Origin of the sequence: Morganella morganii H1r, from assembly GCF_000633515.1 — a bacterium.
Lineage (GTDB): Bacteria > Pseudomonadota > Gammaproteobacteria > Enterobacterales > Enterobacteriaceae > Morganella > Morganella morganii_B.
This window is the reverse complement of record NZ_AYMP01000016.1, coordinates 58333-74344: the sequence shown is the minus strand read 5'-3', so window position 1 is coordinate 74344 and position 16012 is coordinate 58333. Positions and strand designations below refer to the sequence as shown.

Here is a 16012-nt window from a genome sequence, read left to right as displayed (position 1 = left end):
GGCAGTCACAGGAACGGCGTTACATCTCCGGTTCCTTCACGCACCACAACCGGGACATCGTCAGTCAGGTCAATTACCGTGGTCGGTTGCTGACCGATATAGCCGCCGTGGATCACCAGATCCACCTGCTTGCCCAGGGTATCATTAATTTCTTCCGGATCGGATTCCGCAAAATCGTTACCCGGCAGGATGAGACTGGCTGACATCAGCGGTTCGCCCATAGCGGCAAGCAGATCCATGGCAATCGGATTCGACGGAATACGCAGACCGATGGTTTTGCGTTTTTCACTCATCAGACGGCGCGGCACTTCTTTCGTCGCCCGCAGAATAAAAGTGTAATTACCCGGCGTATTATTTTTGATTAAACGGAATACCGTGTTATCCACATGCGCATAGGTGGAGATATCCGATAAATCACGGCACATCAGGGTAAAGTTATGATTACTGTCTATCTGACGCAGGCGGCAGATCCGCTGTAATGCATCTTTATCTTCCAGGCGGCAGCCGATGGCATAGCCGGAATCGGTCGGGTAAATCACCACGCCGCCTTTGTTAAAAATATCCACGCTCTGATTGATCAGGCGTGCCTGCGGGTTATCCGGATGGATATAAAACATCTGGCCCATGTTGTTTCCTCTGTTAATCCTTCAATGACCAATCCTGCCAGATTGGTATCACATCACCCGGTAACCACAATTTACGGCCCAGTTCTATCCACGAACACGGCTGATGAAAATCGGATCCCTGGGAAGCTTTTAATCCGTAAGTTATTGCATACTGTGCCAGGGTCCGGCGTTCATCCGGCGCCTGCTGACACTGCGCCACTTCCATGCCATCCCCGCCGGCCTGTTTAAAAAAATCACACAGGCGTTTTAGCCACTTGGCGGATAAGCCATAGCGGCCGGGATGTGCCAGTACCGCCTGTCCGCCGGCGGCATGAATAGCCTGTACTGCGTCAGGGATATCACACCACTGCGGCGGCACATACCCGGTTTTGTTACGGGCGAGATAGCGTTTGAACACTTTCGGAATCGTCGGTTCCACACCACGGGCGATCAACACCCGGGCGAAGTGTCCGCGTGTGACTTCACCGCCCTGCGCCATTTCATTCGCCTCTTCCCAGGTGCCTTCAATTCCGGCCTTTGCCAGCCGTTCACTGATAAGCATCCCGCGTGCCCGGCGTCGTTCTGACTGCTGCGCCAGTAATTCTGTCATTGCCGGATGGGTAATATCAATATTCAGCCCGACAATATGAATCTCATGATGTTCCCAAAGCGTTGATATTTCAACACCATTAATCACTGTCAGCGGTAAATTATTTGCCTGCTGATAATGATGTGCTGCCGGAAGTGCATCCGTGGTGTCGTGATCGGTAATTGCCAGCACGGTCACCCTCATCTCAACGGCTCTGTCCAGTAACTGCTCCGGTGTCAGCATGCCGTCTGACGCAGTGGTATGGCTGTGTAAATCATAGCACGACAGGTCAATACCTGTATTCTCCGGCTCCATCGCGTCTCCCTTCGGTTCTGACATCTGACAACTGTTGTCAGAAGTGACCACATAAAGTTTCACCCGTCTTTCACGGGACGCACAGTATTCCATAAAAAGCCTTGACACACCAATCACGATCTAGTTAACTAGTACGCAGAACGAGTTATCTGTAATCACTGCTAATACTGAGGACATCCCATGAACATGCACAAACTGAACAATCGTTGGTGGCGCAATCTTTCCCGTCGGGCGGAATGGTTGTGCGTGCATGTCAGTTAACCGGCTGTACCAAAGCACAGAACCCGCCCCCGTGGCGGGTTTTTTTATGGCAAAAATTCACATAGCAAGGTAATTATCATGGACAGCACACGTTTCACACAACACATCCGGACAGATTATCCGGCTTATCAGCCCGACCCGGCGGCGGTATTCACCGCACTTTGCGCACAGCGTCCTGCAACGCTGTTATTAGAATCTGCTGAAATCGCGTCCAGAGCAAATTTAAAAAGTATGCTGGTACTGCACAGCGCACTGCGCATCTGCTGCACCGGACATACAGTCACTGCTGAAGCACTGACCGCCAACGGCGCGGCATTACTGCCGGTACTGCAGGATCGCCTGTCCGCCGGGACTATCAGCGGTAACACCCTGACACTGCATTTTACTGCACCGGCCGCGCATGCGGATGAAGATACCCGCCTGCGTGCCGCCTCGGTCTTTGATGTACTCCGCACCCTGATGAACCTGCCGTCACAGACAGATGACCGCCACGCGCTTTTCTGCGGCGGACTGTTCAGTTACGACCTGGTCGCTGCCTTTGAGGCACTGCCGCCGGTTGAGCGCACCAACCGCTGCCCGGATTACTGTTTTTACCTGGCGGAAACGCTGCTCACCATCGACCACCAGCAGCAAACCAGCGAACTCATTACTTTGACCTTTACGGCAGATACAGCAGAACAAACCCGTCTGGCAGAACAGCATCAGCAGATACTGACCGCACTGGCACAGCCGGTAACCGGTTCTGCGGCTGTTACGCCGGTGGATATCAGTGTGACAACGTCACATTCAGATACTGATTTCTGTACTATCGTTAATCAGTTAAAACAATCCATTGTACAGGGTGATATTTTCCAGGTCGTGCCGTCACGCCGTTTTCAGTTACCGTGCCCGTCACCGATGGCGGCTTACCGCGAACTGAAAAACCGTAACCCGAGCCCTTACCTGTTCTTTATGCAGGATGCGGATTTCACTCTGTTCGGCGCATCACCGGAAAGTGCCCTGAAATATGACCCGGCAACCCGTCAGATTGAAATCTACCCGATTGCCGGCACCCGTCCGCGCGGCCTGTCAGCAGACGGTTCGGTGGATGCGGATAAAGACAGCCGTCTGGAGCTTGACCTGCGCACGGATCAGAAAGAACTGGCAGAACACTTCATGCTGGTTGACCTGGCCCGTAATGACCTCGCCCGCATCTGCCGTCCCGGCAGCCGCAGTGTGGCGGAGCTGACCAAAGTGGATCGTTATGCGTTTGTGATGCACCTGGTGTCCCGCGTCACCGGTGAATTACGCGACGACCTTGATATTTTTCATGCTTATCAGGCCTGCATGAATATGGGCACTCTGACCGGGGCACCGAAAGTCCGTGCGATGGAACTGATTGCACAGGCCGAGAAAGTCCGCCGCGGCAGCTACGGCGGCGCGGTCGGCTATTTTCGCGGCGATACCACCTTTGATACCTGCATTGTGATCCGCTCTGCCTATGTCGAAAACGGCATTGCCACTGTGCAGGCCGGCGGTGGCGTGGTGCTGGATTCTGACCCGCAGGCGGAAGCCGACGAAAACCGCAACAAAGCCCGCGCGGTGATCCGCGCCATCACCCGCGCCCATCATGCAGAGGAGACATTCTGATGGCTGATATTTTACTGCTCGATAATGTCGACTCCTTTACCTATAACCTGGCCGATCAGTTCCGTGCTCAGGGGCATCAGGTGGTGATTTACCGCAACCGGGTACCGGCGGAGGTCATTCTGTCCGCGCTGGAAACCATGAAAAACCCGGTGCTGGTACTCTCTCCGGGGCCGGGAAAACCGGCAGATGCCGGATGTCAGCCGGAAGTGCTGAGCCGTGTCAGAGGGCGTTATCCGGTGATCGGTATTTGCCTCGGCCACCAGGCGATTGTTGAAGCCTACGGCGGCAAAGTCAGCCACGCCGGTGCCGTACTCCACGGTAAAGCCAGTCAGTTGCACCACGATGAGCAATCTATGTTTTCCGGTCTGCCGAACCCGATGAAAGTGGCACGCTATCACTCACTGGCAGCGGAAGTCATCCCGGAAGCGCTGACCGTGTGCGCCACCAGCGACAATATTGTAATGGCCGTCCGCCATGAACAGGACAAAGTCTGCGGCTTACAGTTTCATCCCGAATCCGTCCTGACTCCGGACGGCGCAGCCCTGCTGGCCAATACCCTGGCGTGGGCACAGGCATAACTCAACCTGAATAACAGATAAAAAAACAGATTAAGGAACAGAGAGATGCAAACATTATTTGAAAAACTTTACCGGGGTGAAACACTGACCCTGACGGAAAGCCGGGAATTATTTTCCGCGATTATCCGGGGAGAACTGAGTGAAACTCAGCTGGCGGCAGCACTGATCAGCATGAAAATGCGCGGCGAACAGCCGGATGAAATTGCCGGTGCCGCCCAGGCCTGTCTGAACAACGCGCGCGCCTTCCCGCGTCCGGACTACCGTTTCAGTGATATTGTCGGCACCGGCGGCGATGCTTCCGACAGCATCAATATCTCCACAGCCAGTGCCTTTGTGGCAGCGGCCTGCGGGATAAAAGTCGCCAAACACGGCAGCCGCAGTGTTTCGAGCAAAACCGGCTCTTCTGATTTACTGAATGCCTTCGGCATCGCGCTCGACACCCCGGCGGATGTGTCCCGCAGCGCGCTGGATGATGTCGGCGTCTGTTTTCTGTTCGCTCCGCACTACCATGACGGCTTCAGTTTTGCCGCGCCGGTGCGTCAGCAGCTGAAAACCCGCACCTTATTCAATGTCCTCGGGCCGCTGATAAACCCGGCCCGCCCGCCGGTTGCCCTGATCGGTGTATACAGCCCGGCGCTGATCCGCCCTGTTGCACAAACGCTGAAAGTCCTCGGCTACCAGCGTGCAGCCGTGGTGCACAGCGGCGGGATGGATGAGGTTTCCCTGCATGCGCCGACACAGGTTGCCGAGCTGCATAACGGAGAGATCCGCGAATACCGCCTGACCACAGACGATTTCGGCCTGCCGGGTTATGACATGCAGGAATTGCGCGGCGGCACCCCGGAAGAAAACCGTCAGTTACTGACCCGGTTATTGCAGGGAGAAGGCACAGCAGCCCAGAGTCACGCCGTGGCAGCCAATGTCGCCCTGCTGATGAAACTCAATGATAACGAAGACTTACAGGATAATGCTCAGCACGCGCTGGCAATGATCCGCAGTGGTAACGCCTTTGAGCGCGTCACCGCCCTGGCCGCGAGAGGATAAACCATGAAAGGCACCGTATTAGAACAGATTGTGAATGATAAACGTATCTCCCTGGTTGCGCGGAAGAAACAGGAGCCGCTGCTGAGTTTCGCGGATGATCTTCCGCTGAGTGACCGCGATTTTTATCAGGCACTGCGCAGTGCGGAAACCGCGTTTATTCTGGAGTGCAAAAAAGCCTCTCCGTCGAAAGGACTTATCCGTCAGGATTTTAATCTCAGTGAAATCGCAGCGGCCTATGCACCGTATGCCACGGCAGTTTCGGTACTGACCGACGAGAAATATTTTCAGGGACAACATGACTATCTGCGGCAGGTGCGCGCGCTGATCACGCAACCGGTATTATGCAAAGATTTCATTATTGATGCTTATCAGGTGTATCTCGCCCGCCACTATGGCGCAGACGCAATTCTGCTGATGCTCTCTGTCCTGAATGATGCGGATTATCACTCACTGGCAACGCTGGCTCATTCCCTCAATATGGGGGTGCTGACGGAAGTCAGTACGGAAGAGGAACTGCACCGCGCCATTGCCCTTGATGCACAGGTTATCGGTATCAATAACCGCGATTTGCGCGACCTCTCCATTGACCGCCGCCGGACAGCGGATTTTGCCCCGCATATTCCCGCTGACCGTATTATTATCAGTGAGTCCGGTATTACCACACATCAGCATATCCGCGAATTGCGTCCCCATGCTGACGGGTTCCTGATCGGCAGTGCCATTATGGCGCAACCGGATCTGGACACAGCCATCCGCCGCCTGATTTACGGTGAACACAAAGTCTGCGGGCTGACCCGCGCAGCAGATGCCCGCGCCGCCTATGACGCCGGTGCTGCGTTCGGCGGACTGATTTTTGTCAGCAAATCACCGCGTTATGTGGATGAAGCACAGGCAGCGGAAGTAATGCGCGGTGCACCGCTGGCGTATGTCGGCGTATTCCGTAACCACGATCCGGCAGATATCGCCGCGATTGCCCGCCGCCTGAAACTGCATGCGGTTCAGTTACACGGTGATGAAAACGAACATGATATCGCGCTGCTGCGCCTGCACCTCCCGGCAACGTGTGAGATCTGGAAAGCGCTGGATATGTCACACGGTGCGGATATCACCGTTCCGGACGGCGTAGTGCGCCTGGTGCTGGATAACGGCAAAGGCGGTACCGGGCAGACGTTCGACTGGCAGACCCTGCCCCCGTCATTACCGGTACCCTTTACCCTGGCAGGCGGACTGAATGCGGAAAACTGTATCTCCGCTGCCGCTTCCGGTGCTGCCGGGCTGGACTTTAACTCCGGCGCCGAGTCCGCCCCCGGTATTAAAGATGCAGAAAAACTCCGTCAAATATTTAATCAATTACATCAGCAAGTTGCCTGACTGACGACTGAAAAGAAAAAGGATCAGAAAACAATGAGTAAATTAAATCCCTACTTTGGTGAATTCGGCGGACAGTTTGTACCGCAGATTTTAATCCCGGCACTCGACCAGCTCGAAGATGCCTTTATTGCCGCTCAGGAAGACCCGGAATTTCAGCGCGAATTTACCGACCTGCTGCAAAACTATGCCGGTCGTCCGACAGCCCTGACACTGTGCAAAAATCTGACTGTCGGCAGTAAAACCAAACTGTATCTGAAGCGCGAGGATTTACTGCACGGCGGTGCCCACAAAACCAACCAGGTACTCGGCCAGGCACTGCTGGCAAAACGGATGGGAAAAACGGAAATTATTGCCGAAACCGGTGCCGGTCAGCACGGTGTCGCGGCAGCACTCGCCAGTGCGCTGCTCGGCCTGAAATGCCGTGTTTATATGGGGGCAAAAGATGTGGAACGTCAGTCCCCGAATGTGTTCCGTATGCGGCTGATGGGCGCGGAAGTCATCCCGGTACACAGCGGTTCCGCCACCCTGAAAGATGCCTGTAATGAGGCGCTGCGTGACTGGAGCGGCAACTATGACCGCGCCCACTATTTATTAGGCACCGCAGCAGGCCCGCATCCGTACCCGACCATTGTCCGCGAGTTCCAGCGCATGATTGGTGATGAGGCGCGTGCCCAGATCCTCACCCGTGAAGGCCGTTTACCGGATGCGGTGATCGCCTGTATCGGCGGCGGCTCAAATGCTATCGGTGCCTTCGCCGGATTTATTCCGGATGAATCTGTCGCACTGATCGGCGTCGAACCGGCCGGGCACGGTATTGAAACCGGCGAGCACGGCGCGCCGCTCAAACATGGCCGTATTGGTATCTACTTCGGTATGAAATCACCGATGATGCAGACAGAAGACGGTCAGATCGAGGAATCTTACTCTATCTCCGCCGGTCTGGACTTTCCGTCTGTCGGGCCGCAGCACGCATATCTGAATGCCATCGGCCGGGCTGATTATGTTTCCGCCACCGATGATGAGGCCCTCGAGGCATTTAAAACGCTGAGCCGTCAGGAGGGGATTATCCCGGCACTGGAATCCTCCCATGCCCTGGCACACGCACTGAAAATGATCCGCGAAAATCCGGAAAAAGAACAACTTCTTATCGTTAATATTTCCGGTCGCGGAGACAAAGACATTTTCACTGTTTATGACATTTTTAAAGCAAGAGGTGATTTCTGATGAGCCGGTATGAACAACTTTTCCAGCGTTTGCAGTCCCGCAATCAGGGCGCATTTATCCCGTTTGTCACCCTGGGTGACCCGTCGGCAGAGGTTTCCCTGCAAATTATTGATGCTCTGGTCGCGGGTGGTGCCGATGCCCTGGAGATCGGCATTCCGTTTTCTGACCCGCTGGCAGACGGTCCGGTGATTCAGGATGCCAACCTCCGCGCTTTTGCCGCCGGTATGACCCCGGCGCGCTGCTTTGAGCTGATTACGCAAATCCGTGCGAAATATCCGGAACTGCCGGTGGGACTGCTGATGTATGCCAATCTGGTCTTCCATAACGGTATCAGTCAGTTTTATGAAACCGCAGCAAACGCCGGTGTGGATTCGGTTCTGATCGCCGATGTGCCGCTGCATGAATCTCAGCCGTTCCGGGATGCCGCGCTGGCCAATAATATCGCACCGGTCTTTATCTGCCCGCCGGATGCGGATGACAAATTACTGGAGACACTGGCTGCCGCCGGGAAAGGCTATACTTATCTGCTTTCCCGTGCCGGTGTGACAGGAACAGAAAAACGGGCTGAAAAATCGCTGGCTGATCTGACCGCCAAACTGACCGCACTGAATGCCGCCCCGCCGGTTCAGGGATTCGGGATTTCCGAACCGGAACAGGTGCGGGAATCACTGAAAAATGGTGCGGCGGGGGCAATTTCCGGATCGGCTGTGGTAAAAATCATCGCCGCAAATCTGGATAATGTACCGGTCATGTGTCAGAAACTGCGGGAATTTACGCAAAAAATGAAAAACGCAACGCAATTATAATGTTTCACTCCGCCCGCTGTTAACAGCGGGTTATTTTTTGTTGAGAAACATTCAGTTTTCATCAATACTGAGAGGGTCAGGCACACATTATTCTGTGAACCGTGCCGGTAATAAGGAGAACATAATGAAGTATATGAAATTGGTCACCTCATTTTTTGTTGTCATGTTTATGGCTTTCACGCTGTCCGCCTGTGCCCCGACTGCCACCAGTGAAGGTACCGGGGGTTATTTTGATGATTCCGTCATCACCACAAAAGTGAAAACAGCGTTACTGGGTGAGAAAGGCATTAAATCCACCCAAATCAGCGTGGAAACGTTCAAAGGTAAAGTTCAGCTGAGCGGATTTGTCTCTTCAGAAACAGAAGCAAACCTGGCGGTGAATACCGCACGTAAAGTTCCCGGCGTGAAGGTTGTTATTAACTCAATGAAGTTGCGGTGACCCTGACTATCAGATTACCGGATAAAAAAACGGCGCAATGATGATTGCGCCGTTTTTTATGGTACTGATAACACGAATTATCAGAATTTGTAGCCCGCACCAAACATAAAGACAAACGGGTCAAGACGGGTTTTATAAGAGTAACTGTCATTACCTGCTTTGAAATCCACATCTGTTTCGATGTTCATCCACCAGACGGACGCATTCAGCAGCCAGTGGTCATCTAACTGATAATCCAGACCAGCCTGTGCCGCAAAGCCCCAGGAATCACCTAAACTCAGATCACGTAAGCCTGCACCACTGCCGGTACCGTTAAACCCTTCATCAAAGAAGAAGGTATAGTTCACACCCACACCTAAATACGGACGCAGTTTATCTTCCGGAGTGCGGAAATAATACTGAGCCATTAAGGTTGGCGGCAGATCTTTAACTGATGCGATTTCACCCAGAGATGACGGCAGTGAAACTTTGTGTTCAAACGGAGTCGCAGCCAATAATTCAATACCGATATTATCAGTTGCCATATAAGTAAAGGTCAGACCCAGCTGCGTATTGTTATTTGCTTCAAAAGAGCCGGCAAAACCCAGAACATTATCAGAGCCTGTATTCGGACGCACAGTCGCGGTACCACCACGAATGATAAAATCACCGGCCTGGTGTGCCATTGAAACTGACGGTAAAACCGTTGCCAGTGCTAAACACACTGCAGAAAGCTTTTTCATTATCTATCCCATCCTAAAAAAGAAAAAACACACAATAAGTACAGTTTGAAATATACAGACTTAAATCCAATTATGATCTAAGACAGATCACAACATTTAAATAAAAAACGCACTTTTCACAAAGATCTGAATTATTATTCCATGGTGACATTTTCATTTATTGATTTACATCAAAAACAACAATTGTCATTTTCAGAGTGCTCATTATTTATGTGTTTTATATCAATTTGTAAAATACAATTCTGACTATTCAGCCGACCATTTTGTTTTATTATTGTTAATAATTTGTGATTATTTGGCTGTCTGTTTCCGGATATTCCGTCTGAATACTGTATTTCCGCCGGACGAACAGGTTACAATCCCCGCCATACTGTTTTACAATTGCATCAACGTTTTTATTTCATGCCTTACAGGAGTTGTTCCATGTCCATGCCGGTGCCGGTTCTCGCCCGCGACAGCCTGAATTTTTTCCGTAATCAGCTGTTATCTGTCCTGATCATTTCGCTGCTTACCGCCGCTGTGACCGTCGGGCTCAATGTGCTCCTGACTTACAATTCCAACGGTCTGGCGCTGATCCGCGCGCTGGAAACCACCTACGTCACTGAAGGCTCCGGCGGCTTTCAGCGCGCTGTTGCCGCGCTGACATCCGACGACCAGTGGCAGATGCTGAAAACCGGTCTCGGCACAATTTTCAGCTCCCTGCTGGGCAATGCTGTCTTTGTGACCGCCATGATTTTCCTGATTTTCAGTGTTTCACAGGGACAGCCGGTATCCGCTTTACAGGCCATCACCGGCTCTGCCGGACGTGTTCCGCGCATGCTGATTCTGCTGTTAATCTGTTCACTGGTGATTGCACTCGGACTGGTCGCCATGTATCTGCCGGGATTAATTCTGGCCATGTTGCTGGCACTGGCCCCGGTCATTATGTTCACCGAAAAGAACAGCGTATTTACCGCCATTAAAATCAGCGGAAATATTGCCCTGAAAAATATCAGAACGCTTCTGCCGGCTATTTTAATATGGTTTGCTCTGAAACAGGCATCCGTAGTGTTTCTTAGTAAACTTCCTATCGTGAATGAGCATATTTTGATGACTGTTATTCTGTTTATTAATAATGTTATCAGCGGACTGGTGATTATTTATCTGTTCCGGTTCTATCAGTTATTTACACAGTCACAATCTGTCAGTGATTATCAGTAAAGCCGGATTAATACGTGCAGATAATAATATTGTCTTTTTTATGCACAATATGATGTGCAAACTGTTCAGGAAATATCAGGCGGCCATTGCTGCGGTATCCTGGTTTGAAATATGCCACTTTCTGTGTAAAGGAATACAATGATGATCACCCTGCCCGTCACGCTTACTGTTCAGGATCTGGCTGACTACCAGGCTTTCAGTTTCCGGCATTTTTATCAGGAACCGGTCGGGTGGCGACGTATTCCTTATTTTCTTATCTGGCTGATCTTATGCGGGATGTTATTGCTTATTTTCAGTACATTTTCCCCCCTGCCGGGTAAGTTTGATAGTTATTCTGTTTTTTACGGGCTGAGTTGCGGTTTTTTATCGCTGCTGGTGTTTATGTTCAGCCGTTCTGTCAAAAACAGACGGATTATGCGTCAGTTTTCTGTTCAGTCCGGACATTACCTCCTGCGTCCTGTCACGTTTGAACTGAATAATGACGGAATAAGCCAGGTTTCAGCCCTTCACCATTCTTTTTTTGCCTGGGGATCTGTCATTGATTATGCCGAAAGCAACACCGGAATTTATCTTTACCACGGCAAAAATGACGGCATTATTCTTCCGCTGCGGGACATTCAGTCAGAGACGCAAAAGAACGATATTTTGCACCTGCTGTCACAGAAAATAAGACATATGAAGATAAAGAATCAGGCCGGTAAGATGGCCTGATTATCCGGTGTGTCTGCGGTGGTGATTACTGCACTTTACGCACGGCTTTCACATCCAGTTCGGTTTTATTCCATTCTTTGTCGATTTCCCCTTCGACCTCAATTTCATCCTGCGGTGTAACTTTCAGTCCGTTCCAGCGTTTCGGGGAAATTTCAGCACGGATAGTACCGGTGTTATCTTTAAATTCATAATGTTTATTATCGAGCTGACGGACAATCGTGCCGCGCAGTACAACCGGTGCATCATCGGATAATTTCAGTGCATCCGCAACAGTCATTTTACGGGCATCCGGGCCGCTGAAACCGCCGTTTTGTGATGTTGTTGTGGTTGTTGCCGCCGCTGTCGCGCCGGGACCTTCAAAACCGCCGTTGGCTGCAAAAACGGAACCGGCTGATCCTGCCAGTAACGTGGCAAGTAATGCGAGTGCAGGTAATTTTTTCATCATTTATCTCCTTTATGAGGAAGCGTCTTTGCTTCATGGACACTATTAAACCATTAAGTTCTTAACAGGATCTTAAGGGGATGTCATTTTTGATTATATTTTTAATTTCAGCAAAAACAGGTGGTTATCCTGAGATATCCGGGTTAAAACTAGTATAGCGCTATTTATACGGATAAGAATTATGCGGATATTATTAATTGAAGATGACCGGCTGATTGGTGACGGGCTGAAAATCGGCCTGAGCCGGCTCGGCTTTACGCCTGACTGGTTTACCGATGGCCTGACCGGTCAGCAGGCCCTCTATTCTGCCCCTTATGATGCCGTGATCCTTGATCTCTCCCTGCCGGGTATGGACGGGCTGGAGATACTGAAACAGTGGCGTTCGGAGGGCCGTGACGAACCGGTACTGATCCTGACCGCCCGTGATGCCCTTGAGCAGCGCGTAAGCGGTTTACAGCAGGGCGCGGATGATTATCTGTGCAAACCGTTTGCGCTTGCGGAAGTGGCGGCACGGTTACAGGCGCTGATCCGCCGCCGCTACGGGCAGGTTTCTGAAAAACGGGTGCTCGGCGATGTGGAGATGGATCCGGTAGCCATGACCGTCACCCGCAACGGTGTGCCGGTATCGCTGAAAGGCAAAGAACTGGCACTGCTGGCACTGTTTCTGCGCAATCCGCAGAAAGTGCTGTCCCGCGCAATGATTGAAGAGAAACTGTATAACTGGGATGAGGATGTTTCCAGTAATGCCGTTGAGGTGCATATTCACCATCTGCGCCGCAAACTGGGACGCGGGTTTATCAAAACCATTCACGGTGTTGGTTATGTCGCGGGAAAGAATGATGAAAACGTATAGTCTGCGCCTGCGGCTGGGCGGGCTGTTGCTGCTGCTCACTCTGCTGACCTGGGGGATCGCCAGTCTGTTTGCCTGGATGCAGACCACAAAATCCATTAATGAATTATTTGATACGCAACAAATGGCCTTTGCCAAACGCCTGTCGGTTCTGCCGTCCGGGCTGGAATTTCCGTCGTCCGCTATTAAAAAAACCAAAAAAATGCTCTCCGGCAACCGCGGAAAGCAGGATGATGATGCGCTGGCTTTTGCTATTTTTACCCCGCAGGGCAAGCGGGTGCTGGATGACGGCGAGAACGGCCGGAAAATTCCGTTCTCAGACAAGAAAAACGGGTTTCGTGACGGCTCGCTGACGGATGACAACGACCGCTGGCGCTTTGTACAGCTGCCTTCCGCTGATGGCCGCTATATCATTGTGGTCGGCCAGGAATGGGAATACCGCGAGGATATGGGCCTGACGATTATCACCGCTCAGGCGGTTCCGTGGCTGGTGGCGCTGCCCCTGATGCTGCTTTTGTTCCTGTGGCTGCTGACCCGTGCCCTGACGCCGCTGCGTCTGCTGGCACGCCAGTTACAGCGCCGGAATCCGGCGGAACTGACCCCGCTTACCCCACCGGTGCTGCCGAAAGAAGTCAGTCCGATGCTGGACGCGCTGAACGGGTTATTTCTGCGGATCCGCGACCTGCGTGAGCGGGAAAGCCGTTTTACCTCTGATGCCGCCCATGAACTGCGCAGCCCGCTGGCTGCACTGAAAGTACAGACCGACGTGATGCAGATTGCCGGCGATGACCCCGCCACCCGGGAACATGTGACCGCGAATCTGCTCACCGGAATTGACCGTGCCACCCGTCTGGTGGATCAGCTGCTGACCCTCTCACGGCTGGAATCACAGTCTCAGCCGCTGGAAAGCACAGAGCTGCGCTGGTCAGCCATTATTAATGATGCCGTTGCACAAACCGCACCGGATGCAGCGGCGCATCAGGTCAGCGTAATACCGGACATCACCGCACCTGAACTGACTGTCCGCGGCGAACAGCTGCTGCTGACTGTCATGCTGCGCAATCTGCTGCATAATGCCATCCGCTACGGTAAAACCGGCGGCACCGTTCAGCTGACGCTGACTGCACAACAGTTAGTCATTGAGGATGACGGGCCGGGTGTCAGTGATGCAATACTGGCCCGGCTGGGAGAACGTTTTTACCGGCCGCCGGGACAGGAAAAAACCGGCAGCGGTCTGGGACTATCGATAGTGAAACGGATTGCGGAACTGCATCACATGACCATACAGTTCCGCCGCAGCCCGCAGGGCGGGTTTATTGCTGAGATCAGGTGGTGAGCGGTTTTTCCGTTCCTTCAGCCGCCTGCGCCATTGCCTCTTCTATCGCTTTGATACGGCTTTGCTGTTTGCTCTGAATCAGCCGGATGGCAAAATAGAGATCCGGCACAATAATCAAATCATCATCATTGCGTTTGATTTTATTTTCCGAAACCCAGCGGGTCAGCTCGGTGCGCCGTCCCGCCAGGATCAGTGTGACACCTTTGATTTTCAGCTCAGTCACCAGCTCATTGAGAGTGCTGAACACGCTCATATCATTATTGATAAAGCTGACGGTCGCATCCACTGCTACCCATCCGGGGCGTTTTGGTGCCGTATTCACCATCTGCAATATCCGCTTTTTAAAATACGCCACGTTAAAATAGGTCAGCGGCGAGTTAAAGCGGTACATCAATAATCCGTCGACCTGATTAATATCCACGTTACTGTTGTTGATGGAATGGATCATTCCCTGCTCATCCACACCCAGCAGCTGATCGGTCGGACGGAAAACGGTGCGCAGAAACTGTACCAGACCCAGCAGAACCGCAAACCCGATACCGTTGATAAGCCCCACCACTAACACCGCCACCAGAGTAAACAGCGCCAGGGTGAAAGCCGATTTATTCCGTTTACGGAAAGAGAAAATCTGACGGATGCTGAACATCGACCAGGAGGAGTAAATCAGGACCACCCCGAGTGTTGCCAGCGGAATGTGTCCGAGGAAACCGGTCAGGAAAAACAGCACCAGCGCGATCAATCCGGCGGCGATCAGGGACACCATCTGTGTTTTACCACCGGTGGCATCGTTAACGGCAGTACGGCTGGTCGCGGCACTGACCGCGAATCCCTGCGATAGCCCGGAGGCAATGTTGATATACCCCTGAGCACGCAGCTCCTGATCCACATCGATGGCATAGCCGTTTTTCTCGGCAAAACTGCGCACTGTCATCATAAAGCTGACAATACTGATCACCGCAAGGTTCAGTGACGGGATCACCAGTTCACGCAGCAGACCCGGATCAAACGCCGGCATTTTGATATGCGGCAGCCCGTTACCCAGATTACCGACCACGGCAATCCCCATTGAGGCAAAATCCAGCTGTGCGCTGACCAGTGTGGCAATCGTCATCACAATCAGCGGCCCCGGCCAGCTGCGGCGGACAGCCCGTAATAAAAACAGTGCCGCCAGACTGGCACCGGAGAGGATCAGCGTCGGCATATGCATAAGATGCAGATGCTCCGGCAGCGCCACCAGGCACTCAATCAGCTGCGACGGCAGTTCATCCAGCCCGAGCACATTTCCTATCTGCCCGACAATGATCGTTACCGCCACACCGTTGAGCAGCCCCTGTAAAATCGGCTGCGATAAAAAATCCGCAAACGCGGCGAGTTTGAAATGCCCGGCAATCAGGCACCAGACACCGGTCATCAGTGTCATAATGATCGCCAGCTGCCACAGCGTATCCGGATCACCTTTTGCCAGCGGGATAATCGCCGCCGCAATGACCGCACAGGTCGCCGCATCCGGCCCGACAATCAGCTGACGGGAGGATCCGAACAGCGCATAAGTCACCATCGGCAGGATACAGGCATAGAGTCCGACAATGGCATTTATGCCCATCAGCCCCGTGTAAGCGATAGCCACCGGCAATGCCACGGCAGCAACAGAAAGCCCTGCGCGGATATCAAAACGCAAATTTTTTCGTTCATAATGCAAAAAAACAGAAAGTCCCGGCATCCAGCGCAAAAATCGGTTCGGCTGCATTATCGCCCCTTATAAAAATATCGTATTGAGATGTACAATTTAATTTTACTGCTGATAGTTAAACTGATTTATAACCGAACGCGCATAAAGAAGATAGTCAGACCGCGTCTTATGGTAAAATATTGCAAAATCAATTGTAATAT

The 16012-nt window shown here is 52.4% G+C and carries 14 protein-coding genes and 1 pseudogene; 10 read left to right on the top strand and 5 right to left on the bottom strand.

Annotation, left to right across the window (positions count from 1 at the left end):
• Nucleotides 1-5: 5 nt before the first annotated feature.
• Together U868_RS0109735 and rnm are read right to left on the bottom strand one after the other, a co-directional pair.
• Entirely contained in the window at nt 6-626 is a 621-nt protein-coding gene (locus U868_RS0109735; protein WP_025153121.1) for an L-threonylcarbamoyladenylate synthase, read from the bottom strand.
• A gap of 13 nt (nt 627-639) precedes the next feature.
• Complete coding sequence (rnm, locus tag U868_RS0109730) at nt 640-1533, bottom strand: RNase RNM (protein ID WP_036411710.1); 894 nt, start codon at nt 1531-1533, stop codon at nt 640-642.
• Between the two features lie 315 nt (nt 1534-1848).
• On the opposite strand from rnm, the gene U868_RS0109725 reads away from it, so the two are divergent.
• The 6 genes and pseudogenes from U868_RS0109725 (at nt 1849) to U868_RS0109695 (ending at nt 8861) form a co-directional block, all read left to right on the top strand.
• Entirely contained in the window at nt 1849-3399 is a 1551-nt protein-coding gene (locus U868_RS0109725; protein WP_025153119.1) for an anthranilate synthase component 1, read from the top strand.
• Nucleotides 3399-5021, top strand: a pseudogene (trpD, locus tag U868_RS25705) (bifunctional anthranilate synthase glutamate amidotransferase component TrpG/anthranilate phosphoribosyltransferase TrpD). The gene U868_RS0109725 and the pseudogene trpD overlap by 1 nt, the downstream one beginning before the upstream one ends.
• 3 nt (nt 5022-5024) lie before the next feature.
• A complete protein-coding gene (gene trpCF / locus U868_RS0109710) occupies nt 5025-6392 on the top strand; it encodes a bifunctional indole-3-glycerol-phosphate synthase TrpC/phosphoribosylanthranilate isomerase TrpF (RefSeq protein WP_025153116.1) in 1368 nt (455 codons plus the stop codon).
• A 33-nt stretch (nt 6393-6425) separates the two neighbouring features.
• Complete coding sequence (gene trpB / locus U868_RS0109705) at nt 6426-7616, top strand: tryptophan synthase subunit beta (protein ID WP_025153115.1); 1191 nt, start codon at nt 6426-6428, stop codon at nt 7614-7616.
• Nucleotides 7616-8422, top strand: coding sequence for a tryptophan synthase subunit alpha (trpA, locus tag U868_RS0109700; RefSeq protein ID WP_025153114.1), 807 nt, complete (start codon nt 7616-7618; stop codon nt 8420-8422). Before trpB ends, trpA begins: the two co-directional genes overlap by 1 nt.
• Nucleotides 8423-8546: 124 nt before the next feature.
• On the top strand, nt 8547-8861 hold the full coding sequence (locus tag U868_RS0109695) for a BON domain-containing protein (protein ID WP_025153113.1): 315 nt from the start codon (nt 8547-8549) through the stop codon (nt 8859-8861).
• Between the two features lie 80 nt (nt 8862-8941).
• Here U868_RS0109695 and ompW read toward each other — a convergent pair whose 3' ends face one another.
• Nucleotides 8942-9583, bottom strand: a complete 642-nt coding sequence (gene ompW, locus U868_RS0109690) for an outer membrane protein OmpW (RefSeq protein WP_025153112.1) — start codon at nt 9581-9583, stop codon at nt 8942-8944.
• Nucleotides 9584-10006: 423 nt separating this feature from the next.
• Here ompW and U868_RS0109685 point away from each other — a divergent pair, with 423 nt between their 5' ends.
• Together U868_RS0109685 and U868_RS0109675 are read left to right on the top strand one after the other, a co-directional pair.
• On the top strand, nt 10007-10783 hold the full coding sequence (locus tag U868_RS0109685) for a YciC family protein (RefSeq protein WP_025153111.1): 777 nt from the start codon (nt 10007-10009) through the stop codon (nt 10781-10783).
• A 138-nt stretch (nt 10784-10921) separates the two neighbouring features.
• Nucleotides 10922-11494: a YcxB family protein gene (locus U868_RS0109675; protein ID WP_025153110.1), complete on the top strand. Its 573-nt coding sequence runs from the start codon at nt 10922-10924 to the stop codon at nt 11492-11494.
• Between the two features lie 25 nt (nt 11495-11519).
• On the opposite strand, the gene U868_RS0109670 is transcribed toward U868_RS0109675, so the two are convergent.
• Complete coding sequence (locus U868_RS0109670) at nt 11520-11939, bottom strand: YgiW/YdeI family stress tolerance OB fold protein (RefSeq protein WP_080694341.1); 420 nt, start codon at nt 11937-11939, stop codon at nt 11520-11522.
• 178 nt (nt 11940-12117) lie between these two features.
• Between U868_RS0109670 and qseB the strand changes: the two genes are divergently transcribed.
• A complete protein-coding gene (qseB, locus tag U868_RS0109665) occupies nt 12118-12789 on the top strand; it encodes a quorum sensing response regulator transcription factor QseB (RefSeq protein ID WP_025153108.1) in 672 nt (223 codons plus the stop codon).
• The gene (gene qseC / locus U868_RS0109660) at nt 12776-14122 is read left to right on the top strand and encodes a quorum sensing histidine kinase QseC (protein WP_025153107.1); all 1347 of its coding nucleotides are present in this window, start codon (nt 12776-12778) and stop codon (nt 14120-14122) included. The genes qseB and qseC overlap by 14 nt, the downstream gene beginning before the upstream one ends.
• On the opposite strand, the gene U868_RS0109655 is transcribed toward qseC, so the two are convergent.
• Entirely contained in the window at nt 14112-15869 is a 1758-nt protein-coding gene (locus U868_RS0109655; RefSeq protein ID WP_025153106.1) for a SulP family inorganic anion transporter, read from the bottom strand. The two genes, qseC and U868_RS0109655, sit on opposite strands and share 11 nt — an antisense overlap.
• Nucleotides 15870-16012 lie beyond the last annotated feature (143 nt).

Bases quoted from the DNA above. Each gene is read 5' to 3' on its own strand.
- ompW (WP_025153112.1), bottom strand. From the start codon at position 9,583: ATGAAAAAGCTTTCTGCAGTGTGTTTAGCACTGGCAACGGTTTTACCG.
- U868_RS0109725 (WP_025153119.1), top strand. From the start codon at position 1,849: ATGGACAGCACACGTTTCACACAACACATCCGGACAGATTATCCGGCT.
- U868_RS0109735 (WP_025153121.1), bottom strand. From the start codon at position 626: ATGGGCCAGATGTTTTATATCCATCCGGATAACCCGCAGGCACGCCTG.
- trpB (WP_025153115.1), top strand. From the start codon at position 6,426: ATGAGTAAATTAAATCCCTACTTTGGTGAATTCGGCGGACAGTTTGTA.
- U868_RS0109675 (WP_025153110.1), top strand. From the start codon at position 10,922: ATGATGATCACCCTGCCCGTCACGCTTACTGTTCAGGATCTGGCTGAC.
- rnm (WP_036411710.1), bottom strand. From the start codon at position 1,533: ATGTCAGAACCGAAGGGAGACGCGATGGAGCCGGAGAATACAGGTATT.
- qseC (WP_025153107.1), top strand. From the start codon at position 12,776: ATGAAAACGTATAGTCTGCGCCTGCGGCTGGGCGGGCTGTTGCTGCTG.
- U868_RS0109655 (WP_025153106.1), bottom strand. From the start codon at position 15,869: ATGCAGCCGAACCGATTTTTGCGCTGGATGCCGGGACTTTCTGTTTTT.
- trpA (WP_025153114.1), top strand. From the start codon at position 7,616: ATGAGCCGGTATGAACAACTTTTCCAGCGTTTGCAGTCCCGCAATCAG.
- U868_RS0109670 (WP_080694341.1), bottom strand. From the start codon at position 11,939: ATGATGAAAAAATTACCTGCACTCGCATTACTTGCCACGTTACTGGCA.
- trpCF (WP_025153116.1), top strand. From the start codon at position 5,025: ATGAAAGGCACCGTATTAGAACAGATTGTGAATGATAAACGTATCTCC.
- qseB (WP_025153108.1), top strand. From the start codon at position 12,118: ATGCGGATATTATTAATTGAAGATGACCGGCTGATTGGTGACGGGCTG.
- U868_RS0109685 (WP_025153111.1), top strand. From the start codon at position 10,007: ATGTCCATGCCGGTGCCGGTTCTCGCCCGCGACAGCCTGAATTTTTTC.
- U868_RS0109695 (WP_025153113.1), top strand. From the start codon at position 8,547: ATGAAGTATATGAAATTGGTCACCTCATTTTTTGTTGTCATGTTTATG.